Consider the following 26,130-nt stretch of genomic DNA (forward strand, 5'->3'; position numbering starts at 1 on the left):
TCGGATCAGCTTGTGAAGCCGCTGGTGGGCGACGGGGTGCCGGAGCCCGGGAGGTCGGCCACGCGGGCCAGTTCGAGGTCGAGCGACTCACGGCGGATGCGCTGGTCGATGTAGAGAAGAGCGGTCACACCCGCGGAGAGCGGATAGCTGATGGCGTAACCGATGACCGCGCCGATCCCGGTCACCAGCAGGAACTGCCAGCTGTCAGGTGTACGGCCCGCCATGAGGTCGCTCATTCCACCGCTGTCGGCCAGATAGCCGAGCGCGATGAACGGTATCCCGACGATCAACTGGATCACAAAGCTGATCAGGATAGTGAGCAGCATGATGCCGAACGTCCGCCACCAGGCCCCCTCCACAAGCCTGGCCGAGCGGCGCAGCGCGGCCATGACGCCCTGGCGCTCCAGCATCAGCGCGGTCGGGGCGAGCGTGAACCGGACCATCACCCAGATCATCAGCGGCATGCCGACGAGGGTGCCCAGGGTGAGGAGCAGCGCTCCGCTGTTCCCGCCCAGCAGCAGACCGGGGGCCATCGCCGTGGCGGCGATGGCCACGGCGATGAGCGGCAGCAGGAAGGTCAGGCCGAGCAGTTGGGGCAGCCGGGGGCGTGCCTCCTGCCAGGCTTCCGTGAGCGACAGCTTCCGGCCGAGCACGGCGCGGCTCACGACCATGGTGAGCAGCGCTGTGACAAGGAAGGTGACGATGAGTCCGATGAACATGGTCGGAAGCGCGTTGATGAGTGCCACGCGGGCGCTGTCGAAGGCTTCCCGGAGCGCTTCGTCCGTGCCGGGTTCGGCGGACTGCTTCACCGGCTCGATCCCGAAGGCGAGATCAGCCGCGGTGATGCAGAGCTGTGCGAACACGGACACGGTCAAGGTGATGCCGAGGACGGTCGGCCAGTGGCCGCGCAGGGTCGCCACGGAGCCTTCGAGGATCTCGGTGACGCCGAGTGGGCGCAGCGGTATCACGCCCGGCTTGGCGGCGACGGGTACACCCCAGCCGTGGTGGGGGCCGCCGCCCCAGCCGGGGGCGGGAGGCGGGGTCGGGGCGCCGTGGCCGCCGGTCTGGCCGGACCATGGGGCGGGGGGCGGCTGGTTGTCCGCCCACTGAGAGGAACCGGCGGGTTCGGCGGGACGGGGAGGGTTGGTGTTCCGGTCGTCGGCCGATCCGGGCGATGCCCAGCCCGGAGTGTCGTTCACGGTGGTCCACCTCATCAGTTGTCCGGGAGCCGGCCCTGGTCGAACCGGCGGGTTTGTTCACCTGCCCGAGTGTCAGTTCGGCAGGCTGCCAGCCATCGTCGCACGCGGCTCTTGGCGTATGGGTGTCCGTATCTCCTTTGTGCCTTTATCCGGGAGCGATCACCGGGCACACTGGGCGGATGGCTGATCAGTACGCACGCGATGGGGTCGATGACAGTCCGCGCATGCTTCCCGTACTGCGCTGGGAGGAGCCGCCGGACGGGGCCGTGGTGGTTCTGCTCGATCAGACCCGGCTGCCCGCCGACGAGGTCGAGCTGGTCTGTACGGACGTACCGGCGCTGGTACGGGCGATCCAGTCGCTGGCGGTGCGTGGTGCGCCGCTGCTGGGTATCACGGGTGCTTATGGGGTGGCGCTGGCCGCGGCGCGGGGGTACGACGTCGAGGAGTCGGCCGGGCTGCTGGAACGGGCGCGGCCCACGGCGGTCAATCTGGGGTACGGGGTGCGGCGGGCGCTGGACGCCTACCGGGCGGCGGCCGGACGGGGCGAGGCGGAGGCGGCAGCGGCGGCGCTGATGGCGGCGAAGGAGTTGCACCGGCAGGACGCGGAGGCCAGCGCGCGGATGGCGGCCCATGGGCTCGCCTTCCTGGACGGGCTGTTCCCCGGTGGCGGGCATCGCGTTCTCACCCACTGCAATACGGGGGCGCTGGTCTCGGGCGGTGAGGGGACCGCGTTCGCGGTGGCGCTGAGCGCGCATCGGGCGGGGCGGCTGCGGCGGCTGTGGGTGGATGAGACCCGGCCGCTGTTGCAGGGAGCCCGGCTGACCGCGTACGAGGCGGCGCGCAACGGTCTTCCGTACACGTTGCTCACGGACAACGCGGCGGGTTCGCTGTTCGCGGCGGGCGAGGTGGACGCGGTGCTGATCGGCGCGGACCGGATCGCGGCGGACGGGGCCGTGGCGAACAAGGTGGGCAGCTATCCGCTGGCGGTGTTGGCGAAGTACCACCGGGTGCCCTTTGTGGTGGTCGCGCCCACGACGACGATCGATCCGGGCACCCCGGACGGTGCGTCGATCGTGGTGGAGCAGCGGTCGGCGGACGAGGTGACCGAGCTGGCGGCCCCGGTGCTCGTATCGGCGGCGGGGCAGGACGGGCCGTCCTTCGGGGGGCGGCGGACGGCTCCGCTGGGGACGCAGGCGTACAACCCGGCCTTCGATGTCACGCCGCCCGAGCTGGTGACGGCGATCGTGACCGAGGAGGGGGTGCTCTCCCCGGTGACGCGGGAGGGGGTCACCGAGGTGTGTGCGAAGGCGCGGCGGGTGGTGTCGGGCTGAGCGGGCCCGTGGTGTCGGGCGGTCGTCCCTGAGTGACGGGAGGGGAAACAGCGCACTGGTGAGCGGGTAGGGACCCTGGTTCCCGAGCCCCCGCAGCCGGTAGCGTCTGACTTCCGTCACTGCGATCGACGGTCCATGGAGTCTGGCGTGCGGCGATGGCCGCCGCCGGTCGGCAGGGCGCGCAGTGACCTATCTCACCTGCACCTCAGTCGCCGATGTGGAAATGGGATGATGTCGATTATGAAGGGACGAGTCCTTGTCGTCGATGACGACACCGCATTGGCCGAGATGCTCGGAATTGTGCTGCGTGGCGAGGGTTTCGAGCCGTCGTTCGTGGCGGACGGCGACAAGGCGCTCGCAGCGTTCCGCGAGGCCAAGCCGGATCTTGTGTTGCTCGATCTGATGCTGCCCGGACGGGACGGCATCGAGGTGTGCAGGCTGATCCGGGCCGAGTCCGGCGTGCCCATCGTGATGCTCACGGCCAAGAGCGACACCGTGGATGTCGTCGTCGGCCTGGAGTCGGGCGCCGACGACTACATCATCAAGCCGTTCAAGCCGAAGGAACTGGTGGCCCGTATCCGGGCGCGGCTGCGGAGGTCGGAGGAGCCGGCCCCGGAGCAGCTCACGATCGGGGACCTGGTCATCGATGTGGCCGGGCACTCGGTGAAGCGGGACGGGCAGTCCATCGCGCTGACGCCGCTGGAGTTCGATCTGCTGGTCGCGCTGGCGCGCAAGCCGTGGCAGGTCTTCACCCGTGAGGTGCTGCTGGAGCAGGTGTGGGGGTACCGGCACGCGGCTGATACGCGGCTGGTCAACGTGCATGTCCAGCGGCTGCGCTCCAAGGTCGAGAAGGACCCGGAGCGCCCTGAGATCGTCGTGACCGTCCGTGGTGTCGGTTACAAGGCCGGACCGAGCTGAGATGCCCCGCGGCGGTGCTGCTCCAGGGCCCGGGGTTTCGGGGGCCGAACGGGGGCGGGCCGCCGGGCTCGGGCATGGACCCGTGCCGGGCCGGGGGTTCTCCCCCGGGTACGAGCCTGTGTCGGGGGCGGGGCTCCGGCCAGGGACGGGTGGGACGTCTGCTGAGGGGCGGGCGGCCGTGCCGCGACCGCGGGCTGGGACGTCTCGCGCTGAGGCTGCTGCGGCGGTCGCTGCGCCGTCCGCTGCTGCCCGCGGTGCGGCTGTGGCGTCGGAACATTCAGCTCCGGATCGTGGTCACCACGCTGCTGATGTCACTCGGCGTAGTGGTGGTGCTCGGTTTCGTGGTCGTCGGCCAGGTGCGCAACGGACTGGTCGACGCCAAGAAGCAGGCGGTGGAGAGCCAGGCCGTCGCGGGGTTCGCGGTCGCCAGGCAGCTCGCCAGCGAGCCGGTGGAGTCCCGGGGGCGGGACGGCGCGGCGACGGACGACCCGTCCGCCGCGGCCGGCTCCTGGCGCACGGATCTGCTGGAGCAGCTCGTGGGCGGCGGCCAGGGGACCTTCAATGTGGTGGCGCTGAGCGCCGACCCCGAGGGCACCGGCCCCAACCGGGGGCCGCGTACGTCGGGCGGTGTGGACGTCGCGTCCGTCCCCGAGGCCCTGCGGGCCCGGGTGGCGGAGAACCAGGGCGCGCAGCTCACGTTCACCGAGATCACCTATCGCGGTGGTGGGCACGCGTCCGAGCCCGGGCTGGTCGTCGGGACCCGGCTCAACGACGCCGACGGCAATCCGTACGAGCTGTACTACCTCTTCCCGCTGTCGGAGGAACAGCAGTCGCTCAATCTGGTCCGCGGCACCCTCGCCACGGCCGGGCTGTTTCTCGTGGTGCTGTTGGGGGCCATCGCCTGGGTGGTGGTGCGGCAGATCGTCACGCCGGTGCGGATGGCGGCGGGGATCGCCGAGCGGCTGTCGGCGGGGCGGCTCCAGGAGCGGATGAAGGTCACCGGCGAGGACGACATCGCCCGGCTGGGTGAGGCGTTCAACAAGATGGCGCAGAGCCTCCAGCTGAAGATCCAGCAACTGGAGGAGCTGTCGCGGATGCAGCGGCGGTTCGTCTCGGACGTCTCCCACGAGCTGCGGACGCCGTTGACGACCGTACGGATGGCGGCGGACGTCATCCATGAGGCGCGGGTCGACTTCGATCCGGTGACGGCGCGCTCGGCGGAGCTGCTGGGCGACCAGCTCGACCGTTTCGAGTCGCTGCTCTCGGACCTGCTGGAGATCAGCCGTTTCGACGCGGGAGCCGCGGCGCTGGAGGCCGAGGCGATAGATCTGCGCGAGGTGGTCCGGCGGGTGATCGGCGGTGCCGAGCCGCTGGCGGAGCGCAAGGGCACCCGGATACGGGTGGCCGGTGACGAGCAGCCGGTGGTGGCCGAGGCGGATGCCCGCCGGGTCGAGCGGGTGCTGCGGAATCTGGTGGTCAACGCGGTGGAGCACGGGGAGGGCCGGGATGTGGTGGTCCGGCTGGCCGCCGCGGGCGGAGCCGTCGCGGTCGCGGTGCGCGACTACGGCGTCGGGCTGAAGCCGGGTGAGGCCACCCGGGTCTTCAACCGTTTCTGGCGGGCCGACCCGGCGCGGGCGCGCACCACGGGCGGCACCGGGCTGGGGCTGTCCATCGCGGTCGAGGACGCCCGGCTGCACGGGGGCTGGCTCCAGGCGTGGGGCGAGCCGGGCGGCGGTTCGCAGTTCCGGCTGACGCTGCCGCGGACGGCCGACGAGCCGCTGCGGGGCTCCCCGATACCCCTGGAGCCGGAGGACTCGCGGCAGAACCGGGAGCGGACCCGGGCCGGATCGGCCGGAACGAAGCTCTCCGGGCACTTGCTGGCCACCGTGCCCGTTCAACCGGTGCCGGGGCGTTCGCCGCTGCCGGTGCCGCCTCTCGCGGCGCCCTCGGGGGTCGATCCGGCGGCGCTGCCGGGCAGCGGTGCCCGGGTGGTGGCGCGCCCGGTGGAGCGGCAGGAGGGTTCCGTGGTCCGGGTGCCGCTGGAGGGGGAGGACAGGACGCGTGGGAACTGATTCCCGGGGCGGGGCCGGGACCGGCACCCGTGGGGGTGGCCCGGTCCGGCGGCTCGTGGCGCTGTCGGCGGGCTGCGGTCTGCTGCTGCTCGCGGGTTGCGCGTCCATGCCCGACAGCGGTGAGATCCGCGCGGTCAAGGCGTCCCCGCGAACCGACTCCCAGGTCCGGGTGGAGGCCGTGCCGCCGCGGAAGGGAGCGACGCCGCTCCAGGTCGTCGAGGGCTTCCTGGAGGCGATGACCAGCGACGACGCCGACTTCGCCACGGCTCGCGAGTATCTGGCGCCCGAGGTGTCGGACAAGTGGCAGCCGGAGGCGGGGACGACGGTGCTGGCCGAGGCCCCCGAGACCGGGCAGGCGCGCGAGGGCGGTTCGAGCAATCCGGGCATGGACTTCCCGCTGCACGGCAGGAAGATCGCCCAGGTGGACTCGCAGCTCGCCTACGAGGCGTTCACGCCCGCCGACTACAGCAGGACGATCCATCTGTCCCAGCGCAAGTCGCAGGACGGGTCGGACGCCCTGGAGTGGCGTATCGACCAGTTGCCGCCGGGGCTGGTGCTCGGCGCTTCCGACTTCCAGCGCAACTACCGCCCCGTCAACAAGTACTACTTCGCCGTCGGACGGAACACGGTGGTGGCCGATCCCGTCTTCATCCGCCAGCGGCTCGATCCGTCCACCCTGATGGACCCCGTGACCCAGTCGGTGCGCTCGCTGCTCGACGGGCCGACGGCGGAGCTGGCGCCGGTGGTGGAGTCGTCCTTCCCCCGGGGCACCCGGCTGAAGGACGGCGTGGCCCTCACCTTCGACGACCGGAACACGCTGGAGGTCCCTCTCAACGAGAAGGCGAACGGCGTCAGCAGGGCCCAGTGCGACAAGATGGCCGCGCAGATCCTCTTCACCCTGAAGGACCTCTCGTCCAGCCGGGTCGACCAGGTCGAGCTCCAGCGGGCCAACGGCGGCATGCTGTGCGCCTTCAGCAGCGGCCAGGAGGAGGCGTACGCGCCGGACCACCTCTGGCCCCGGGCGGGCAATCAGTACATCGTCGACGGCGGTGGACGGCTGGCCGTGCTGCCCAGGGACGGCCAGGGCGTACCGTCGCCGGTGCTGGGGCCACTGGGCAGGGAACAGCAGTCGACGGGCCAGATCGCGGTGGCGCGGGACGAGAAGACGGCGGCCGTGGTCTCCGCGGACGGGCGGGAGCTGCGGGTCGCGCCGATCTTCTCCGCGCGGACGCAGATACCGCCGCCCCTGGTGCGGAGCAAAGGCGCCGGGCCGGAGCAGCGGCTCTCCGCGCCGAGCTGGGACGGGCTGGGTGATCTGTGGGTCGCCGACCGGGACCCCGGCCACGGTGGGCTGCTCCGCTTCGCGGGCGGTACGGGTGAGCCCCGGCCGGTGCGGATCGTCCCGGAGCCGGACGGCGCCCGGATCGAGTCCGTCCGGCTGTCGGCGGACGGTGTCAGGATCGCGCTGCTGCTGGAGCGGGACGGGCGGACCACCCTCCAGATCGGACGGGTCGAGCGCACGGGCCCCGGCGACGACCCGGAGGTGAGGGTGACCGCCCTGCGGCCCGCCGCGCCGCAGATGGAGACGGTGACGGCGGTCTCCTGGGCCGGGCCGAGCAGGCTGGTGGTGGTCGGCAAGGAGGCGGGCGAGGTGCAGCAGATGCGCTATATCCAGACCGACGGTTCCACCTCCGCCGCCTCGGTGCTGCCGGGGCTCAACAATGTGGAGGCCGTCGCCGCGTCCGACGACGAGCGGCTGCCTCTGGTGGCGCACTCCGACGGCGAGGGCATCGTGCGGCTTCCGTCCGGGGCGAACTGGCAGAAGGTCGTCAGTGAGGGGTCGTCGCCGGTCTACCCCGGCTGAGCCCCGGGCCGTGGGCCGCTGCCGTCCGGCTCTGCTCCGCTGAGCCCTGCCGCCGCACGGTGCCGTCCTGCCGTGCCCTGCACGGTTCTGCCTTGCCCTGCGTTGTTCTGTGCTGTCCTGCTGTCCTGCTGCGCCCTGTGCCGCCCTGCCGTGCACCGCACCGTCCCGGCCCGGGCTGTCCGCGCTGCCTCGTCCGGTCCGGTTCCGTGGGCCGACGGCAGGGGAAGCATCAGCCCGCCACCCTGCGACGATTGAGTGAACGCGCAGGTCAGAGCGGTATCCACAGGGGTGGCGGGGGACCGTTCCCCCAGGCACAGTGGAGTCATGCGGGGATGGTGGCAGGAGATCCGCGGTCTGGTGCTGCCGACCGCCTGCGCGGGCTGCGGCACCCCTGGGCCGGTGCTGTGCGTGACGTGCGGACGGACGTTGGAGGAAGGGGCCGCGCGCCGGGTGAGACCGGCCCCGGAGCCGCCGGGACTGCCGGTGGTGTACGCGTGCGCGGCCTACACCGACGCGGTACGGGCGGTCCTCATCGCCCACAAGGAGCGGGGCGCGCTCGGGCTGGCCGGGCCGCTCGGCGCGGTGCTCGCGCGCGCGGTGCGCGCGGCCCTCGCCCGGGACGGCGCCGGGGCGGGCCCGGTGTTCCTGGTGCCCGTGCCCTCGTCCCGGCGGGCGGTGCGGGCGCGCGGGCACGACGCGGGACGGCGGGTCGCGCTGGCGGCGGCGGGCGAGCTGCGGCGCGCCGGGGAGCGGGTCCGCGTCCTGCCGGTGCTGAGGCAGTGCCGGGAGGTGGCGGACCAGGCCACCCTCACGGCCGCCGAGCGGCCCGCGAACCTCGGCGGAGCCCTCGCCGCCGTGCCCGGCGCGGGCCGGTTCCTCACGGGCGCGCGGACGGTGCTGGTGGACGATCTGATGACCTCGGGCGCCTCGCTGACCGAGGCGGCCCGGGCGCTGCGCGCGGCCGGGGCGGAAGGTGTTTCCCTATCCGGGCGGGGTGTGGCGGCCGTAGTCGCAGTCCCGCCCATGTCCCTCCCATAAACAGGAACTGACGGGGAAGGCGGAACGTTGCAGTCAGTAGGAGAGCCAGTAAGGGAGTGAATAGCCCTGAACGGAGGTACGCGCTGGTAGCGGGTGCCGAGACCGTGCGGATCGAGCTATGTTCGGTGGTGAGGAATCCGCGAAAGGGATGCCGTACCTCACCGAATGCACCGCGGTGTTTCCGGCCACGGCAATCGGGGCAGCGGAAAACCTCGAAAGACAGGTGGGGTGGAGATCTTGCCGACTGGGGAGGAGGACGTGAAAGTCGCGTAGTCCGAGGCTCCGGTGCTCACCGGGGCCTGGTGCAAGAGGGAGACGCTCCGCGCGGTGAGCGGGCGGAGCAATCCGGGAACGGAGTTCTGCGTGGACATCGTCGTCAAGGGCCGCAAGACCGAGGTGCCCGAGCGGTTCCGCAAGCACGTGGCCGAGAAGCTGAAGCTGGACAAGATCCAGAAGCTCGACGCCAAGGTGATCAGCCTGGACGTTGAAGTGTCCAAGGAACACAACCCGCGGCAGGCAGACCGTTCCGACCGCGTGGAGATCACACTCCACTCCAGGGGCCCGGTGATCCGGGCGGAGGCCGCGGCCGGCGATCCGTACGCAGCGCTCGACCTCGCCACGGGCAAGCTGGAGGCACGGCTGCGCAAGCAGCACGACAAGCGCAACACCCGCCGGGGCAACGGGCGGCTGTCGGCGGCGGAGGTCGCCGACGTGGTCCCCGGGGTCGCCGAGCTGAACGCCAACGGCCAGCCGGTGGTCGAGGAACAGCAGCCCCCGGCCATTCCCACCACGAGGATCGGCTCGCTCGAAGTGCAGGGCGAGGGGCCCCTGGTCGTCCGCGAGAAGATCCACACCGCGGCGCCGATGACGCTCGACCAGGCGCTCTACGAGATGGAGCTGGTCGGGCATGACTTCTATCTCTTCGTCGACTCCGAGACGAAGCAGCCCAGTGTCGTCTACCGGCGGCACGCCTATGACTACGGCGTCATCCATCTGGAGACCGACCCGCTGGCAGGAGCCGAGGGAGCGGGCGCCGGAGGTGCGCTCGGCGGCTGACCCCGCCGCCTCCCGCACCCGGCGAGAAGCCCCGGTGAAACCGTGACCGAGGTGCCCCCGGAGCGCCCTGTGCGCCCTCGGGGGCACCACTGTGCGACCCGCGGGATCACCCGCGGGTCGGCCGGGCATGAAAGCATGGACCCTTCAGGCCAACCGGTGCAGGGTGCATGGGTGTTGGCGAACATGACATGCCCTTCAGGCCCATGCCTTCAGGGGGAGGAACGATGGCGGACAGCTTCGGGCCGGTGCACGACGACACGGCCGACGCCCGCGACCCGGCCGCCGAGGCCGGCACGGCCCTGGGCGGCTCCCGTGCCGAGCCCATCAGGGTCCTGGTGGTGGACGACCACGCGCTCTTCCGCAGAGGGCTGGAGATCGTTCTCGCCCAGGAGGAGGACATCCAGGTCGTGGGGGAGGCGGGCGACGGGGCCGAGGCCGTGGACAAGGCCGCCGACCTGCTGCCGGACATTGTGCTGATGGATGTGCGCATGCCCCGCCGGGGCGGCATCGAAGCCTGCACCTCCATCAAGGAGGTCGCCCCCAGCGCGAAGATCATCATGCTGACGATCAGCGACGAGGAGGCCGACCTCTACGACGCGATCAAGGCGGGGGCCACCGGCTATCTGCTCAAGGAGATCTCGACCGACGAGGTGGCCACGGCGATCCGCGCGGTGGCCGACGGGCAGTCGCAGATCAGCCCCTCCATGGCGTCCAAACTGCTCACCGAGTTCAAATCCATGATCCAGCGCACCGACGAGCGGCGGCTCGTCCCCGCGCCCCGGCTCACCGACCGCGAGCTGGAGGTTCTCAAGCTGGTCGCCACCGGGATGAACAACCGCGATATCGCGAAGGAATTGTTCATCTCCGAGAACACCGTGAAGAACCACGTCCGCAACATCCTGGAGAAGCTGCAACTGCACTCCCGGATGGAGGCCGTGGTCTACGCGATGCGGGAGAAGATCCTGGAGATCCGGTAGCGGCTCCTGGAGATCCGGCGGCGGCACGGCCCCGCGCCGGGCGGGACCCGGGACCGGGCCCCGCGCCGGATCGGCCGGTCAGGAGAGGGCGGCGGCGAGAGGCCCCGCCAGGGCGGGCGGGTCGACGCGCTCGATCCGTACCGTGTCGCAGCCGACCCACTCCGCCGCCTCCCGCAGCGCCCGGGCCATGGGGGCCACCGCCGTGGGGGTGTCCAGCGAGACCTGCCGGGCCACGAGGGTGGTGCCCTCGCGGGCCGGGTCCACCCGGCCCAGCAGCCGGCCGCCGGACAGCAGGGGCATCGCGAAGTAGCCGTGTATCCGCTTCGGCTTGGGGACGTACGCCTCCAGCCGGTGGGTGAAGCCGAAGATCCGCTCGGTCCGTGCCCGCTCCCAGATCAGTGAGTCGAACGGGGAGAGCAGCGCCGTGCGATGACGGCCGCGCGGCACGCTCTCCAGCGCCCGGGGGTCCGCCCACGCGGGCTTGCCCCAGCCCTCGACGGCGACCGGCACCAGTCCGGAGCCCGCCACGACCGCGTCGAACTGCTCCCCCCTGATCCGGTGGTAGTCCGCGATGTCGGCGCGGGTGCCGACGCCGAGCGCCTCCCCGGCCAGCCGCACCAGCCGCCGCAGACACTCCTGGTCGTCCGGTTCGTCGTGGAGCAGCGCCGCGGGGACGGCCCGCTCGGCGAGGTCGTACACCCGCTTCCAGCCCCGGCGCTCGACACAGACCACCTCGCCGAACATCAGCGCCCGTTCGACAGCGATCTTGGTGGCGGACCAGTCCCACCACTCCCCGCCGTTCTTCGCGCCGCCCAGTTGGGTCGCGGTGAGCGGGCCCTCGGCGCGGAGCTGGGCGATCACCTCGTCGTACACGCCGTCCGGCAGGTCGTGGTGCCACTGCGGGCGGGTGCGGTAGGCGCGGCGGCGGAAGGCGAAGTGCGGCCACTCCTCGACGGGGAGGATGCACGCCGCGTGCGACCAGTACTCGAAGCTGTGGCCCCCGGTCCAGTAGGCGTCCTCGACGTTTCCGCGGCCCACGGCGCCCAGCCGGGCGTACGGGATCAGCTCGTGGGAGCGGGCCAGGACCGAGATCGTGTCGAGCTGGACGGCACCCAGGTGCCGCAGCACGCCGCGCACCCCCGCCCTGCGGTCCGGCGCGCCCAGGAACCCCTGGGCCCGCAGCGCGATCCGGCGGGCCTCGTCGGCGGAGAGTTCGGCGGCGGGAGGCGGCAGCGTCGTCATGATCCGCACCTTAGACGGCGGCACTGACATCCCGGCCGGGCCCCGTACCGGGCCTCCCGTGCTTGTCCCGGGACTCGGCGGGTGCGGCGACAGACGCGGGGAGATGGGCGTAGTCGCTGGTCAGGCCGAGATCGGCGGGGAGTATCGAGGCCACCCAGGTGTCCCGCAGGGTGCCGTTGTTCAGGAGCGCGGCCCGCAGCGTGCCCTCCATGGTGAAGCCCGCCTTCCCGGCGACGGCCCGTGAGGCCGTGTTCCCGACCTCGGCCCGCCACTCCAGCCGGGTGGCGCGGAGCCGGGTGAAGGCCCAGTGCGCGAGGGCGCCCACGACCTCGGTCATGATCCCGCGCCCGCGGAACTCCGCGGCGGTCCAGAAACCGATTTCCCAGGTGCCGGAGTAGGTACGCAGCGTGACCGAGACCGAGGCCATCAGCGGGCCGCCCTCGCGCGGCAGGACCGCGAAGGTGTACATCGTCCCGTTGTGCCAGCCCTCGGGGACGGTGTGCCCGGTGAATTCCTCGGCGTGCTCGCGGAGGTAGGGCGAGGGCACCGTCGTCCAGCGCTGAATGTCGGGGTCCTGACAAATTCGACAGACGGCTTCCGCGTCGTCGGGGATGAAGGGCCGCAGCAGAAAGCGGTCGGTGGTCAGAGTGATCGGCTCCATGAACGGATTCTGCGGGGGAGCCGGGGGCCGTGCGAGCACTTTTCGCGTCGCGGCGGCACCTTCCGGCGGCTCCGGGCGTTCTCCAGAACGGGTGGCGGCGAGCCCGGCCGGGAGCGGACCTCCCGGCTCGCGGGGGTCCTCGCTTACGATGGCCGTTGCGGTGGGGCCCGCCTGCCGTGCCCGCGCCAGTGTCCATCACGACCCAGCCAGGCCCGATCGGCAAGGAGACCAGCCTCAGTGTCCGTCTTCAACAAGCTCATGCGTGCAGGCGAAGGCAAGATCCTGCGCAAACTGCACCGCATCGCGGACCAGGTCAACTCCATCGAAGAGGACTTCGTCAGCCTCTCCGACGCCGAGTTGCGGGCGCTCACGGAGGAGTACCGGGAGCGCCTGGCCGAGGGGGCCACCCTCGACGACCTGCTCCCGGAGGCGTTCGCCACCGTCCGTGAGGCCGCCAAGCGTGTTCTCGGCCAGCGTCCCTACGACGTCCAGATCATGGGTGGCGCCGCGCTGCACCTCGGCTATGTCGCCGAGATGAAGACCGGTGAGGGCAAGACCCTCGTCGGCACCCTGCCCACATACCTCAACGCGCTCTCCGGCAAGGGCGTCCACCTGATCACGGTGAACGACTACCTGGCCCAGCGCGACTCCGAGGTGATGGGCCGCGTCCACAAGTTCCTCGGCCTCTCCGTCGGCTGCATCCTGGCGAACATGACGCCGGCGCAGCGCCGTGAGCAGTACGGGTGCGACATCACCTACGGCACCAACAACGAGTTCGGCTTCGACTACCTGCGCGACAACATGGCGTGGTCGCAGGAGGAGCTGGTCCAGCGCGGCCACAATTTCGCCGTGGTGGACGAGGTCGACTCGATCCTCGTCGACGAGGCCCGTACGCCGCTGATCATCTCCGGCCCCGCCGACCAGGCGACGAAGTGGTACGGCGACTTCGCCAAGCTGGTCAAGCGGCTGACCCGGGGCGAGCCGGGCAACCACCTCAAGGGCATCGAGGAGACCGGCGACTACGAGGTCGACGAGAAGAAGCGGACCGTCGGCATCCATGAGGCCGGTGTCGCCAAGGTCGAGGACTGGCTCGGCATCGACAACCTCTACGAGTCGGTGAACACCCCGCTCGTGGGCTACCTCAACAACGCCATCAAGGCGAAGGAACTCTTCAAGAAGGACAAGGACTACGTCGTCATCGACGGCGAAGTCATGATCGTCGACGAGCACACCGGCCGTATCCTGGCCGGCCGCCGCTACAACGAGGGCATGCACCAGGCGATCGAGGCGAAGGAAGGGGTGGACATCAAGGACGAGAACCAGACGCTCGCCACGATCACCCTCCAGAACTTCTTCCTCCTCTACGACAAGCTGTCCGGAATGACCGGTACGGCCATGACCGAGGCCGCCGAGTTCCACCAGATCTACAAGCTGGGCGTCGTGCCGATCCCGACGAACCGGCCGATGGTCCGCAAGGACCAGTCCGACCTGATCTACCGCACCGAGGTCGCCAAGTTCGCGGCCGTGGTCGACGACATCGCCGAGAAGCACGAGAAGGGCCAGCCGGTCCTCGTCGGCACCACCTCCGTCGAGAAGTCGGAGTATCTGTCGCAGCAGCTCAGCAAGCGCGGCGTCCAGCACGAGGTGCTCAACGCCAAGCAGCACGACCGGGAGGCGGTCATCGTCGCCCAGGCGGGCCGCAAGGGCGCTGTGACGGTCGCCACCAACATGGCCGGCCGTGGTACCGACATCAAGCTCGGCGGCAACCCGGACGACCTCGCCGAGGCGGAGCTGCGCCAGCGCGGCCTGGACCCGGTGGACCATGTGGAGGAGTGGGCCGCCGCGCTGCCTGCCGCCCTGGAGAAGGCCGAGCAGGCGGTGAAGGCGGAGTTCGAGGAGGTCAAGTCCCTCGGCGGGCTCTATGTCCTCGGCACCGAGCGGCACGAGTCCCGCCGGATCGACAACCAGCTCCGCGGCCGTTCCGGCCGTCAGGGCGACCCGGGTGAGTCCCGCTTCTACCTCTCGCTCGGCGACGACCTGATGCGGCTGTTCAAGGCGCAGATGGTCGAGCGGGTGATGGCCATGGCGAATGTGCCGGACGACGTCCCCATCGAGAACAAGATGGTGACGCGGGCGATCGCCTCCGCGCAGTCCCAGGTCGAGCAGCAGAACTTCGAGACCCGGAAGAACGTCCTCAAGTACGACGACGTCCTCAACCGCCAGCGCAAGGTGATCTACGCCGAGCGCCGCCGGGTGCTGGAGGGCGAGGACCTGCACGAGCAGATCCAGCACTTCATGGACGACACCATCGACGCCTATATCCAGGCCGAGACCGTCGAGGGCTTCGCCGAGGAGTGGGACCTCGACCGGCTGTGGGGCGCCTTCAAGCAGCTCTACCCGGTGAAGACGGCCATCGAGGAGCTGGAGGAGGCGACCGGCGACCGCGCGGGGATCACCGCGGAGTTCATCGCCGAGTCCGTCAAGGACGACATCCACGCGCAGTACGAGGCGCGGGAGAAGCAGCTGGGCTCGGACATCATGCGGGAGCTGGAGCGGCGTGTGGTCCTGTCGGTACTGGACCGCAAGTGGCGTGAGCACCTGTACGAGATGGACTACCTCCAGGAGGGCATCGGTCTGCGCGCGATGGCGCAGAAGGACCCGCTGGTGGAGTACCAGCGTGAGGGCTTCGACATGTTCACCGCGATGATGGACGGCATCAAGGAGGAGTCCGTCGGCTATCTGTTCAACCTGGAGGTCCAGGTGGAGCAGCAGGTCGAGGAGGTCCCGGTGGACGAGGCCGCGCCCTCCCTGGAGAAGAAGGACACCGTTCCGGCGGCGCGTCCCGAGATCCGGGCCAAGGGCCTGGAGGCTCCGCAGCGCCCGGACCGGCTGCACTTCTCCGCGCCCACCGTCGACGGTGAGGGCGGGGTCGTCGAGGGCGACTTCGAGACCGAGGGCGGGCCCGCCCGCTCCGCTGCGGACGGGATGACCCGCGCCGAGCGGCGCAAGGCGCAGAAGGGCGGCGGTCGCCGCCGCAAGAAGTAACCCGCGGTGCTCGCGCGGAGCGGGGCCGTGAGGTCCCGCCCCGCGCGAACGGCGGTGGCAGGGGCCGGACTCCTTCGGGGTCCGGCCCCTGCCGTTTTCGGGCCCTGCCGTTTTTGGCCGCGCCGGGGCATCGGCAGGGGTGCCCGCACCGCTGCCCCGGCGCGGCCGGGCGTGTCCGCCCGAGGCTGTGCCCTGCCCGGGCGGAGTGCGTCCCGGTCCGGCCTGGGGGTATGTCCCCGCCCGGGTACGGGAGCCCCGGCCCGGACCGTGGGCACGTCCCTGCTCTTCGAGTGGTTTCCGGCTCCTTCCTGCTTCCGGACCGTGCCGGTCCCGCCCCGGCCGATGCGTACCGACCCGTCTGTGTGACACCGCGCCTCGGCCCTGCCCCGCCCGGGGCTGTGGGTCCCCCGGTCCGGTCCCGGGTGTGTCCTGCCACGGGCTGCGCCCCTGGCCGGAGCCAGGGACGCAGCCCGGACGGGGGCTGTGCTGCCCGCACTGTCCCCGCCCCTGCTCGCGTGTCAGGTCCTGGTGCCCGGAGGGTTCCCCGGTCCCTCATGGCCCGCGTCGGTCCCGTGTCGATCCCGCGTCGATCCCGCCGGGTCCGCCGGTCCCGTCGTGGTCTGCCCGCCGCCGTCGTCCTCGGCGGCCATCCTCAGCCGTTCGTCCGTGTCCGTGGCGGCGGGTCGGGGCAGGGGCAGAGGCAGGGGGTGCCGGGCCGGGGCAGGAGGCCCGTCAGCGCCGTGCTGGGCGCCCGTTCCGCCCTGTCCCGGCTCGGTGGGGCCGTCAGGGCGGCTCACGGGGCCACAGGGCCCTTCTGGGGCCGCCGGGGTTCGGGCGGGGTTCGGCGGGCGATCCCCCGTGCGCCACGAGACCTCCGGGGGCCGTCGGGGCCCGCTTCGGGCCCGGTGGGTACCGGCCCCGTCCAGCCTCGCGGTCAGGCCGTCGGGGCCGGGGCGGCGCGTTCGCCGCCGAGTTCCACGGCTGAGCAGCGCCAGCGCTGGTCCGGGCCGCGTTCCAGCCGGAAGGCCATCGCGCTGACCCGTTCGCCGGAGCGGATGCGGGCGAACGCCTCGATCACCCCCGGCCCGGGCTGGTATTCCCCGCACTCCCGGACCACCGGGGTCACCCGGTCCGCCGGTCGCAGCGGCGCCCCCGGGGCCAGCCGCACCAACTGCTCATAGGCGTCGCCGACGGTGTGGCCGAGCATCCAGTGCACCGGCCGCTGGCCGCTGAGCACGGCGAGCAGCCGGTCGGCGAACCAGTAGTGCGGCCGTTGCCGCCGGGCCCGTGCCACGGCCGATGCGGCCACGCTGCCGGGTCGCCGCTGGTCGCGCCGCCCCGCGGGCCGTGTCCTGGCGGTCCCGCCCGCCCGGCCCGTTCCCTCCGTCCTGCCTGTCCTGCCTGTCCTGTCCATGCGGCATCCCCCGATCCGCCGGGCCCGGCAGGAGTTCCTACCGGGCGGTAACTTCTGGTGGGGGATCTTCTACGGCGCCGGGGCCGCGACCGCAACAGCCTCGCCGCGCCCGACACGCTCATCGGAAAATTCACCCGTTGGGGTGAAGGGTGCAGCCCAGAGGGGGTGTCGGCGCACCGGTGACGGTGGGTGACGGACCCCCTGGGGGCCGGGACGAGCAGCCCGAAAGAGGGAACCCCGGACGTATCCTGGGGACGTTTTCCGACGACGAAAGCGGCTGAGCCATGCGTGTCTACGTCCCTCTGACCCTCTCCGCTCTCGCGGAGGCGCACACCAAGGGCGAGCTGGGACCCGGCCCGGTGACGGCGTACGGGGTGACCCCGGGACTGCGGGAGTGGTACGTCTCCGACGACCTGGAGGAGCTGGAGTACGCGGCGCTCAGCCGGGCAGCCGCCGCCTCCCTGCGGATGATCGCCGGTGCTCCCGGCGAGGCCCGCAGACGGGTGGTCGTCGCGGTCGACATCCGTGACCAGGACGCGTCGGCCGATCCCGACCGGGCGCTCGACGCCACCTCGCTCGGCGAGGTGCGGATCGCCGCCGCCGTCCCGCTGGCCAAGGCCGCCGCGGTGCACGTGGACGCGGCCGACGCCGTGGCCGACGTGTCCGCCGCCGCCGACGCGCTGGGCGCGGCGGACCAGGGCGACAACGACGCGCAGTTCACGGTGGACGGCGCGGAGGACCACGAGCTGCTGTGGTTCGGCATCCAGGAGATCCCGGGCATCCTGCGCTGAGCCGCCGGAACCGCTCCGCCGCAGCAACCGTTCCGCCGCAGTAACCGCTGAGCTGCGGGAACGCTCCTCGCGGGGTTCGTCGGGGGACGCCTGGGGGACCTTTCGCCGTGGCCCGGGACCCCGTTGTCAGACCCGGCGAGTACGGTTTTCGGCATGGGGAATCATCTGGGGGCCGTGGAGAGTCCCACCACCGGCGACGGTCTGCATCTGATCTGGGACTGGAACGGCACGCTGCTCGACGACGTGACGGCGGTCATCGGGGCCACCAACGCCGCGTTCGCCGAGATAGGGCTGGAGCCGATCACCCTGGAGCGGTATCGCGCGCTCTACACGGTGCCGATCCCCAAGTTCTACGAGCGGCTGCTCGGCCGGCTGCCGACGGACGAGGAGTGGGAGACCATGGACGTGGTCTTCCACCGTCACTACAGCGAGCGCCGGGTGGCCTGCGGCCTCACCGAGGGCGCCGAGCGGGTGCTCAAGGAGTGGCGTCAGGCCGGTCACAGCCAGTCACTTCTGAGTATGTATGTGCACGACGAGCTGATACCGCTCGTCCGGGGCTACGGCATCGAGGGCCACTTCCTCCGCGTCGAGGGGCGGACGGGGCCGTCCGGAGGCTCGAAGGCACTCTCCATGGAGCGGCACCTCGCCGCCCTGCCCGGGACGGTCTCCCCGGAGCGCACGGTGGTCATCGGGGACGCGGTGGACGACGCGCTCGCGGCGGCCCACGTCGGCGCCAGGGCCGTGCTGTACACGGGCGGCTCGCACAGCAGGGAGAGTCTGGGGGCGGCCGGGGTGCCCGTCGTGGACACCCTGCGGGAGGCGGTCGAGGAGGCGATACGTCTGGTGGCCTGAGCCGGTCACCGGCCACCGGCCACCGGTCACCGGGCATCGCCACGGCGCCACCGCGCCACGGCCCATCTCACCCCGGCGCCTCACGCACCGGCGCCGGGGAAGCGGGGGAGGTGTCAGCCCTTCGCGCGCAGGACCTTCAGGAACTCCCGCATCCAGCCCGGGTGGTCCGGCCAGGCGCGGGAGGAGACCAGGGCCCCGTCCACGACGGCCTCACTGTCCTGGAAGGTCGCGCCCGCCGCCTGCATGTCCAGCTCCAGGGCCGGATAGGCGGTCACCCGGCGCCCCTCCAGGGAGCCGATCGCCGCCGTCAGCAGCGGGCCGTGGCAGATCTGGGCCACCGGCTTGTCCGCGTCGAAGAACGCCTTCATGATCTTGCGCAGCTCGGGGTCGTTGCGCAGGTACTCGGGGGCCCGTCCGCCCGGGATGACCAGCGCCGTGTACTGCCCCGGATCGACCTCGGAGAAGGCCAGGTCGGCGGGCCAGGTGTAGCCGGGCTTCTCGGTGTACGTGTCGAAACCGGGCTCGAAGTCGTGCACCACGAACTGGAGCTTCTTGCGCGTGGGCGCGGCGATGTGGACCTCGTACCCCTCCTCCAGGAGCCGCTGGTACGGGTAGAGGACTTCGAGGGACTCGGCGGCGTCACCGGTGACGATCAGGACCTTGGCTGTCATGGCTGCTCCCGTACGGAGGAAGAGGGCCCGGAGAAGGGCCGGAAATAACCTGAACGACGGCGGAAAAGGAATGGGTGTGATCCGGGGGGCGGGCAGGGCCGTGCTGGAGGGAGACTGGAGAGGGGCGGGTGCGCCGCCGCCGGAAACGGCGGGAGGCCACCGGATACGGCAGGAGGCGCATGGGCGCCGTGACGGCCGGGTGCCGACACCGCCCCAACCTGCCCCGTACGGATCTGTTTGCCAAGAGGGCCTATGTCGCTGTGCAGACTGTCAAACTTCGCACCCTGGTTTTGTACACATAAGGCTCATGACGGTCCCCCGGGGCGGGGCGATAGCCTGGAGCCGTGATCAGCGCGATATGCCGAGGGGGCAGCGAAGCCCCCGGCCTGCGCCCGGAGCGCCACAGCGGCCGGGCGATCGCTGTTCCCCCTGCGCCGGTCCCGTCCCCGGTCTCTCCCGGACGCGGCCCGCGCGACTCTCATCGCGGCATAACGTCGACCCCGACCGGATATCCCGAGCCGTGGCGTCGCGTCGCATCTTCCCCCTACGTCACGCAACGGCGCGCGACAGGAGCCAGAGGACATGCAGACCAAGCTGGACGAAGCCAAGGCCGAGCTGCTCGCACGGGCGGCCCGTGTAGCCGAGAACAGTCCGGGCGGTGGGCACCTTCCCACGGGGTCCGAGTCCGGGCGGCGTCCTGACCAGGACACCCTGCTCGGCTACCTCCAGCGGTACTACCTGCACACCGCCCCCGAGGACCTGACCGACCGCGACCCCGTCGACATCTACGGCGCGGCGTACTCGCACTACCGGCTGGCGGAGAACCGGCCGCAGGGCACGGCCAATGTGCGGGTCCACACGCCGACCGTCGAGGAGAACGGCTGGACGTGCAGCCACTCCGTGGTCGAGGTCGTCACCGACGACATGCCCTTCCTCGTGGACTCCGTCACCAATGAGCTGTCCCGGCAGGGCCGCGGCATCCATGTCGTGATCCACCCGCAGGTCACCGTCCGCCGCGATGTGACCGGCAAGCTGATCGAGGTCCTGCACACCGACCGGCACACCCCGGTCAAGAGCTCCGCCCTCCCGCACGACGCGCTCGTCGAGTCCTGGATCCACGTCGAGATCGACCGCGAGACCGACCGCGCCGACCTCAAGCAGATCACCGCCGATCTGCTGCGCGTCCTGTCCGATGTGCGCGAGGCCGTCGAGGACTGGGAGAAGATGCGCGAGGCCGCGCTGCGCATCGCCGAGGAGCTGCCCCGGGAGCCCGTCGCCTCCGACCTGGCCGACCAGGAGGTCGAGGAGGCCCGTGAGCTGCTGCGCTGGCTCGCCGCCGATCACTTCACCTTCCTCGGCTACCGCGAGTACGAGCTGACCGGGTCCGACGCCCTGGCGGCCGTCCCCGGCACCGGCCTCGGCATCCTCCGCTCCGACCCGCTGCACAGCGAGGACGAGGACCACCCGGTCAGCCCCTCCTTCAGCAGGCTCCCCGCGGACGCCCGGGCCAAGGCCCGCGAGCACCGGCTGCTCGTTCTCACCAAGGCGAACAGCCGGGCCACCGTCCACCGGCCCAGCTATCTCGACTACGTCGGGGTGAAGAAGTTCGACGCCGACGGCAATGTCATCGGCGAGCGCCGCTTCCTCGGCCTCTTCTCCTCGGCCGCCTACACCGAGTCGGTGCGCCGGGTCCCCGTGATCCGCCGCAAGGTCGCGGAGGTGCTGGACGGCGCGGGCTTCTCGCCCAACAGCCACGACGGCCGCGACCTCCTCCAGATCCTGGAGACCTACCCGCGCGACGAGCTGTTCCAGACCCCGGTCGACCAGCTCCGCTCCATCGTCACCAGCGTGCTCTACCTCCAGGAGCGGCGCCGGCTGCGGCTCTATCTGCGCCAGGACGAGTACGGCCGCTACTACTCCGCCCTCGTCTATCTGCCGCGCGACCGCTACACCACCGGGGTGCGGCTGCGGCTGATCGACATCCTCAAGGAGGAGCTGGGCGGCACCAGCGTCGACTTCACCGCGTGGAACACGGAATCGATTCTCTCCAGGATTCACTTCGTCGTCCGGGTGCCCTCGGGCACCGAGCTGCCGCACCTCACCGACGCGGACACCGAGCGCATCGAGGCCCGTCTGGTCGAGGCCGCCCGCTCCTGGGCCGACGGCTTCTCCGACGCGCTCAACGCCGAGCTGGGCGAGGAGCGCGCCGCGGAGCTGCTGCGCCGCTACGGCGCCGCGTTCCCCGAGGGGTACAAGGCCGACCACACCCCGCGGGCCGCCGTCGCCGACCTGGTCCACATCGAGGCGCTCGCCGGCTCCGGCCGGGACTTCGCGCTCTCCCTCTACGAGCCCGTCGGCGCGGGCCCCGGCGAGCGCCGCTTCAAGATCTACCGCACCGGCGAGCAGGTCTCCCTCTCCGCGGTGCTGCCGGTGCTCCAGCGGCTGGGCTGCGAGGTCGTCGACGAGCGCCCGTACGAGCTGCGCGGCGCCGACCGCTCCCTGGCCTGGATCTACGACTTCGGTCTGCGCATGCCGGTCGGCTCCGGCAACGGGGAGTACCTGGGCGACGACGCCCGGGAGCGGTTCCAGGACGCGTTCGCGGCCGTGTGGACCGGTGCCGCCGAGAACGACGGCTTCAACTCCCTGGTGCTCGGAGCGGGCCTGAACTGGCGGCAGGCGATGGTGCTGCGCGCCTATGCCAAGTATCTGCGGCAGGCCGGTTCCCCGTTCAGCCAGGACTATATGGAGGACACACTCCGGACGAATGTCCACACCACCCGGCTGCTGGTCTCCCTCTTCGAGGCCCGGATGGCGCCCGAGCGGCAGCGTGCGGGCACCGAGCTGACGGACGGGCTCCTCGAAGAGCTGGACGGGGCGCTCGACCAGGTCGCCAGTCTCGACGAGGACCGCATCCTGCGCTCCTTCCTCACCGTCATCAAGGCCACTCTGCGGACCAACTTCTTCCAGGGCACCACGGGTGACGGGGTGGACGGCCGCCACGGCTATGTGTCGATGAAGTTCGACCCGCAGGCGATCCCCGATCTGCCCGCGCCCCGCCCCGCCTACGAGATCTGGGTGTACTCCCCCCGGGTCGAGGGCGTGCATCTGCGCTTCGGCAAGGTCGCGCGCGGCGGTCTGCGCTGGTCCGACCGGCGCGAGGACTTCCGTACGGAGATCCTCGGCCTGGTCAAGGCGCAGATGGTCAAGAACACGGTGATCGTGCCGGTCGGCGCCAAGGGCGGCTTCGTCGCCAAGCAGCTCCCGGACCCCTCCGTGGACCGTGACGCCTGGCTCGCCGAGGGCATCGCCTGCTACCGCACCTTCATCTCCGCCCTGCTCGACATCACCGACAACATGGTCGGCGGCGAGGTGGTGCCCCCGGCGGACGTCGTACGCCACGACGGTGACGACACCTATCTCGTCGTCGCCGCCGACAAGGGCACCGCGTCCTTCTCCGACATCGCCAACGAGGTCGCCCTCGCCTACGGCTTCTGGCTCGGCGACGCCTTCGCCTCCGGCGGCTCCGCCGGATACGACCACAAGGGCATGGGCATCACCGCCCGCGGCGCCTGGGAGTCCGTGGAGCGCCACTTCCGCGAGCTGGGCCACGACACCCAGACCCAGGACTTCACCGTCGTCGGCGTGGGCGACATGTCCGGCGACGTCTTCGGCAACGGCATGCTGCTCAGCGAGCACATCCGGCTGGTCGCCGCCTTCGACCACCGGCACATCTTCATCGACCCCGCCCCGGACGCGGCCACCTCGTACGCCGAGCGCCGCCGGCTCTTCGAGCTGCCCCGTTCGAGCTGGGCCGACTACAACAAGGAACTGCTGTCCGCGGGCGGCGGCATCCACCCCCGTACCGCCAAGTCGATCCCCGTCAACGCGCAGGTGCGGGCCGCGCTCGGGATCGAGGCCGGGATCACCAAGATGACCCCCGCCGAGCTGATGCGGGCGATCCTCAAGGCCCCCGTCGACCTGCTGTGGAACGGCGGCATCGGGACGTATGTCAAGGCGTCGTCCGAGTCCAACGCGGACGTCGGCGACAAGGCCAACGACCCCATCCGGGTCAACGGCGACGAACTGCGGGTCAAGGTCGTCGGCGAGGGCGGCAACCTGGGGCTGACCCAGCTCGGCCGGATCGAGTTCGACCGCAACGGCGGCAAGGTCAACACCGACGCGATCGACAACAGCGCCGGTGTGGACACATCCGACCACGAGGTCAACATCAAGATCCTGCTGAACGCGCTGGTCACCGAGGGCGACCTCACCCTCAAGCAGCGCAATATCCTGCTGGCGCAGATGACCGACGAGGTCGGCGCGCTGGTGCTGCGCAACAACTACGCGCAGAACGTCGCCCTGGCCAACGCCGTCAGCCAGTCCACCTCCCTCGTCCACGCCCACCAGCGCTATCTGCGCAAGCTGGTCCGCGACGGGGCGCTGGACCGCTCCCTGGAGTTCCTGCCCACCGACCGGCAGATCCGGGACCTGCTCAACAACGGCAGGGGCCTGAGCCAGCCCGAGCTGGCCGTACTGCTCGCGTACACCAAGATCACGGTGGCGGACGAGCTGATCGGCACCAGCCTGCCGGACGATCCGTATCTGCTGCGGCTGCTCCACGCGTACTTCCCGAAGCCGCTCCTGGAGCGGTACCCGGAGGCCGTCGACCACCACGCGCTGCGCCGCGAGATCATCACGACCGTCCTGGTCAACGACACCGTCAACACCGGTGGCTCCACCTTCCTGCACCGGCTGCGGGAGGAGACCGGAGCCTCGATCGAGGAGGTCGTACGGGCACAGACCGCAGCCCGGGCGATCTTCGACCTGGGCGCGGTGTGGGACGCGGTCGAGGCGCTGGACAACCAGGTCTCGGCCGAGGTCCAGACCCGGATGCGGCTGCACTCCCGGCGGCTGGTCGAGCGCGGTACGCGCTGGCTGCTCGGCAACCGGCCGCAGCCGCTGGAGCTGGCCGAGACCGTCGAGTTCTTCGCCGAGCGGGTGGAGCAGGTCTGGAGCCGGCTCCCGAAGATGCTGCGCGGCGCGGACCGGGAGTGGTACGAGTCCCTGTACCGGGAGCTGACCGCCGTGGGCGTCCCGGAGGAGCTGGCCGTCCGGGTGGCCGGGTTCTCCTCCGCCTTCCCGACGCTCGACATCGTCGCGATCGCCGACCGGACGAAGAAGGAGCCCCTGGCGGTGGCCGAGGTCTACTACGCCCTCGCCGACCGGCTCGGGATCACCCAGCTGATGGACCGGATCATCGAGCTGCCGAGGGCGGACCGCTGGCAGTCGATGGCCCGTGCCTCCATCCGGGAGGACCTGTACGCGGCGCACGCGATGCTGACGGCGGACGTCCTCTCGGTCGGCAACGGGACGTCCACGCCGGAGGAGCGCTTCACCGCCTGGGAGAAGGAGAACGCCTCCATCCTGGGCCGTGCGCGGGCGACGCTGGAGGAGATCCAGGGCTCGGACACCTTCGACCTGGCGAACCTGTCGGTCGCGATGCGGACGATGCGGCAACTGCTGCGGACGCACAGCTGAACCGCGCCGCGGCCCCCTGACACCCGTCCCCGACCAAGGACCGGGTAGGAGCGCCCGTCACCCTCCGGGGTGGCGGGCGCCCCGTTTTCCGTCTTCCGCGGGCGCTCGCCCCGTGGCGGCCGCGCCGTCGCCCGCTGGGCGCCTCCCCCGTCGTACGCCACCGGTCAGGAGGTCGCCGTCCACAGTCTGCGGCAGGCGAGCAGGGCCGCGGCGAGCAGCAGCCCGTTCCGCAGCACCATCAGCACACAGCCGAGTACGGACCCGCTGACGACCTCGTCGTACAGCAGGGGGAAGACCAGCGCGCTGAGGGCAGCGGCGGGCACCATCAGCAGGCACACCGGGCGCAGCGCCGTGTGCCGGGAGGTGAGGCAGACCGCCGCGAGACCCAGCAGCCAGATCAGATACTGCGGGCTGATCACCCGGCTGGTGACGGTGAAGAGCAGGACGGCGGTGAACGCGGCGTCATAGGGGACGGCCGGGTTCCAGCGGCGGGCGCCGACCCGCCAGAGCACCAGCCAGCAGAGCGCGCCCAGGCTGAGCGCGAGCGACAGCCGGACGACGCCGGAGACATAGGGGCCGGTGAACTCGTAGGCGCCGTACTGGAAGACGGTGTCGCCCGACCAGCCCCACGCCCGGGCGAGCAGCAGCGCCGTTCCGCCCAGTGACTCGATCTGCACCCCGCGTTCGCTCTGCTGCCGCAGAAAGTCCAGGGGGTGGCTGAAGCCCATGAGCAGGACTCCGAGCAGAATTCCGGCGGACGCGGCGGCAGAGCCCCAGACGGTGAGGGTGCGCCGTCCGGGCGGTGAGCCGATCACGGTCAGCAGCGGCCACACCTTGATCATCGCGCCGATCCCGGCGAGCGCTCCGCTCAGATGCGGCCGGGAGGCCATGGCGAGCAGGGAGACGACGGCGATCGCGGTGACGGGGACGTCGTAGCGGGCGAGCGGCAGGTTCAGCAGCAGCGGCAGCCCGCACACCCAGAGCCACGCTCCCTGGCGGCCGGCGCGGGTGAGGACCAGGGTGACGGTCGCGTCGGCGAGCAGGACCAGGGCGACGAACGCCTGGAAGTAGGTGAGCCAGGGCAGGGCCGCAGGGGAGAGGAAGACGACGGCCGCGCCGGGCGGGTACTGCCAGGTGGCGTCCCCCAGGGGGAAGGCGCCGTGGGCGAGCTGTCCGTACCAGCCCCGGTAGAGGCGGTGGACCTCGCCCGAGACCCCCGAGTCCCCGAGGCGGTCGATCAGCAGCAGGACGAGCATCCCCAGCCGGGTCACGGCCCAGACGGTGGCGATGGGCACGCTCTGCCGCAGCGCGGCGGCGCCGGGGGAGAGCGCGGGCGGCAGATGGGGGGCGGGGGGCTGCGAGGCGGTCCGAGGGGTCGTCATCGGCGGGTACTTTAGCCCGAGATAGACGCTTTGCCGGTGATTGATCGTCCGGCGTCATCATGACCGCCCCGCGCTGCCG

17 protein-coding genes are annotated in these 26,130 nt (G+C 71.4%); 11 read left to right on the forward strand and 6 right to left on the reverse strand.

The window, feature by feature from the left end:
* Positions 1-5: 5 nt before the first annotated feature.
* Positions 6-1,199 (reverse strand): DUF7847 domain-containing protein, encoded by a 1,194-nt coding sequence (locus tag CRV15_RS17935; RefSeq protein WP_009996351.1) that lies wholly within the window; start codon positions 1,197-1,199, stop codon positions 6-8.
* A gap of 179 nt (positions 1,200-1,378) precedes the next feature.
* On the opposite strand from CRV15_RS17935, the gene mtnA reads away from it, so the two are divergent.
* The 7 genes from mtnA to CRV15_RS17970 all read left to right on the forward strand — a co-directional run bounded on the left by mtnA (position 1,379) and on the right by CRV15_RS17970 (position 10,455).
* Positions 1,379-2,530, forward strand: a complete 1,152-nt coding sequence (mtnA, locus tag CRV15_RS17940; RefSeq protein WP_003960669.1) for an S-methyl-5-thioribose-1-phosphate isomerase — start codon at positions 1,379-1,381, stop codon at positions 2,528-2,530.
* Positions 2,531-2,758: 228 nt separating this feature from the next.
* The gene (gene mtrA, locus CRV15_RS17945; RefSeq protein ID WP_003958037.1) at positions 2,759-3,448 is read left to right on the forward strand and encodes a two-component system response regulator MtrA; all 690 of its coding nucleotides are present in this window, start codon (positions 2,759-2,761) and stop codon (positions 3,446-3,448) included.
* A gap of 149 nt (positions 3,449-3,597) precedes the next feature.
* Positions 3,598-5,520, forward strand: a complete 1,923-nt coding sequence (gene mtrB, locus CRV15_RS17950) for an MtrAB system histidine kinase MtrB (RefSeq protein ID WP_003958036.1) — start codon at positions 3,598-3,600, stop codon at positions 5,518-5,520.
* Complete coding sequence (locus CRV15_RS17955) at positions 5,510-7,384, forward strand: LpqB family beta-propeller domain-containing protein (protein WP_009996347.1); 1,875 nt, start codon at positions 5,510-5,512, stop codon at positions 7,382-7,384. The genes mtrB and CRV15_RS17955 overlap by 11 nt, the downstream gene beginning before the upstream one ends.
* Positions 7,385-7,708: 324 nt before the next feature.
* Entirely contained in the window at positions 7,709-8,422 is a 714-nt protein-coding gene (locus CRV15_RS17960) for a ComF family protein (protein WP_009996345.1), read from the forward strand.
* 363 nt (positions 8,423-8,785) lie between these two features.
* Positions 8,786-9,478: a ribosome hibernation-promoting factor, HPF/YfiA family gene (gene hpf / locus CRV15_RS17965; RefSeq protein WP_029182941.1), complete on the forward strand. Its 693-nt coding sequence runs from the start codon at positions 8,786-8,788 to the stop codon at positions 9,476-9,478.
* A gap of 224 nt (positions 9,479-9,702) precedes the next feature.
* Positions 9,703-10,455 (forward strand): response regulator, encoded by a 753-nt coding sequence (locus tag CRV15_RS17970; RefSeq protein WP_009996343.1) that lies wholly within the window; start codon positions 9,703-9,705, stop codon positions 10,453-10,455.
* Between the two features lie 78 nt (positions 10,456-10,533).
* Here CRV15_RS17970 and CRV15_RS17975 read toward each other — a convergent pair whose 3' ends face one another.
* Complete coding sequence (locus tag CRV15_RS17975) at positions 10,534-11,697, reverse strand: winged helix-turn-helix domain-containing protein (RefSeq protein ID WP_009996342.1); 1,164 nt, start codon at positions 11,695-11,697, stop codon at positions 10,534-10,536.
* A 10-nt stretch (positions 11,698-11,707) separates the two neighbouring features.
* Complete coding sequence (locus CRV15_RS17980; RefSeq protein WP_003958030.1) at positions 11,708-12,358, reverse strand: GNAT family N-acetyltransferase; 651 nt, start codon at positions 12,356-12,358, stop codon at positions 11,708-11,710.
* Between the two features lie 237 nt (positions 12,359-12,595).
* On the opposite strand from CRV15_RS17980, the gene secA reads away from it, so the two are divergent.
* Entirely contained in the window at positions 12,596-15,403 is a 2,808-nt protein-coding gene (gene secA / locus CRV15_RS17985; RefSeq protein WP_003958029.1) for a preprotein translocase subunit SecA, read from the forward strand.
* A 934-nt stretch (positions 15,404-16,337) separates the two neighbouring features.
* Here the strand turns inward: secA and CRV15_RS17990 are convergent.
* Positions 16,338-16,817, reverse strand: coding sequence for an Rv3235 family protein (locus CRV15_RS17990; RefSeq protein WP_230864128.1), 480 nt, complete (start codon positions 16,815-16,817; stop codon positions 16,338-16,340).
* Positions 16,818-17,101: 284 nt separating this feature from the next.
* Here CRV15_RS17990 and CRV15_RS17995 point away from each other — a divergent pair, with 284 nt between their 5' ends.
* Both CRV15_RS17995 and CRV15_RS18000 read left to right on the forward strand, forming a co-directional pair.
* Entirely contained in the window at positions 17,102-17,608 is a 507-nt protein-coding gene (locus tag CRV15_RS17995; protein WP_003960660.1) for a DUF6912 family protein, read from the forward strand.
* Between the two features lie 153 nt (positions 17,609-17,761).
* Positions 17,762-18,460 (forward strand): HAD family hydrolase, encoded by a 699-nt coding sequence (locus CRV15_RS18000; RefSeq protein WP_003960659.1) that lies wholly within the window; start codon positions 17,762-17,764, stop codon positions 18,458-18,460.
* 113 nt (positions 18,461-18,573) lie between these two features.
* On the opposite strand, the gene CRV15_RS18005 is transcribed toward CRV15_RS18000, so the two are convergent.
* A complete protein-coding gene (locus CRV15_RS18005) occupies positions 18,574-19,131 on the reverse strand; it encodes a DJ-1/PfpI family protein (protein WP_003958026.1) in 558 nt (185 codons plus the stop codon).
* Between the two features lie 582 nt (positions 19,132-19,713).
* Here CRV15_RS18005 and CRV15_RS18010 point away from each other — a divergent pair.
* On the forward strand, positions 19,714-24,669 hold the full coding sequence (locus CRV15_RS18010) for an NAD-glutamate dehydrogenase (RefSeq protein WP_003960658.1): 4,956 nt from the start codon (positions 19,714-19,716) through the stop codon (positions 24,667-24,669).
* Between the two features lie 164 nt (positions 24,670-24,833).
* Here CRV15_RS18010 and CRV15_RS18015 read toward each other — a convergent pair whose 3' ends face one another.
* A complete protein-coding gene (locus CRV15_RS18015) occupies positions 24,834-26,051 on the reverse strand; it encodes a glycosyltransferase family 87 protein (RefSeq protein WP_003958023.1) in 1,218 nt (405 codons plus the stop codon).
* Between the last annotated feature and the right edge of the window lie 79 nt (positions 26,052-26,130).

Source organism: Streptomyces clavuligerus (assembly GCF_005519465.1).
Lineage (GTDB): Bacteria > Actinomycetota > Actinomycetes > Streptomycetales > Streptomycetaceae > Streptomyces > Streptomyces clavuligerus.

Bases quoted from the DNA above. Each gene is read 5' to 3' on its own strand.
- CRV15_RS17995 (WP_003960660.1), top strand. From the start codon at position 17,102: ATGCGTGTCTACGTCCCTCTGACCCTCTCCGCTCTCGCGGAGGCGCAC.
- CRV15_RS18015 (WP_003958023.1), bottom strand. From the start codon at position 26,051: ATGACGACCCCTCGGACCGCCTCGCAGCCCCCCGCCCCCCATCTGCCG.
- CRV15_RS18000 (WP_003960659.1), top strand. From the start codon at position 17,762: ATGGGGAATCATCTGGGGGCCGTGGAGAGTCCCACCACCGGCGACGGT.
- CRV15_RS18005 (WP_003958026.1), bottom strand. From the start codon at position 19,131: ATGACAGCCAAGGTCCTGATCGTCACCGGTGACGCCGCCGAGTCCCTC.
- CRV15_RS17960 (WP_009996345.1), top strand. From the start codon at position 7,709: ATGCGGGGATGGTGGCAGGAGATCCGCGGTCTGGTGCTGCCGACCGCC.
- mtnA (WP_003960669.1), top strand. From the start codon at position 1,379: ATGGCTGATCAGTACGCACGCGATGGGGTCGATGACAGTCCGCGCATG.
- CRV15_RS17975 (WP_009996342.1), bottom strand. From the start codon at position 11,697: ATGACGACGCTGCCGCCTCCCGCCGCCGAACTCTCCGCCGACGAGGCC.
- mtrA (WP_003958037.1), top strand. From the start codon at position 2,759: ATGATGTCGATTATGAAGGGACGAGTCCTTGTCGTCGATGACGACACC.
- CRV15_RS17990 (WP_230864128.1), bottom strand. From the start codon at position 16,817: ATGGACAGGACAGGCAGGACAGGCAGGACGGAGGGAACGGGCCGGGCG.
- CRV15_RS17970 (WP_009996343.1), top strand. From the start codon at position 9,703: ATGGCGGACAGCTTCGGGCCGGTGCACGACGACACGGCCGACGCCCGC.
- CRV15_RS18010 (WP_003960658.1), top strand. From the start codon at position 19,714: ATGCAGACCAAGCTGGACGAAGCCAAGGCCGAGCTGCTCGCACGGGCG.
- CRV15_RS17980 (WP_003958030.1), bottom strand. From the start codon at position 12,358: ATGGAGCCGATCACTCTGACCACCGACCGCTTTCTGCTGCGGCCCTTC.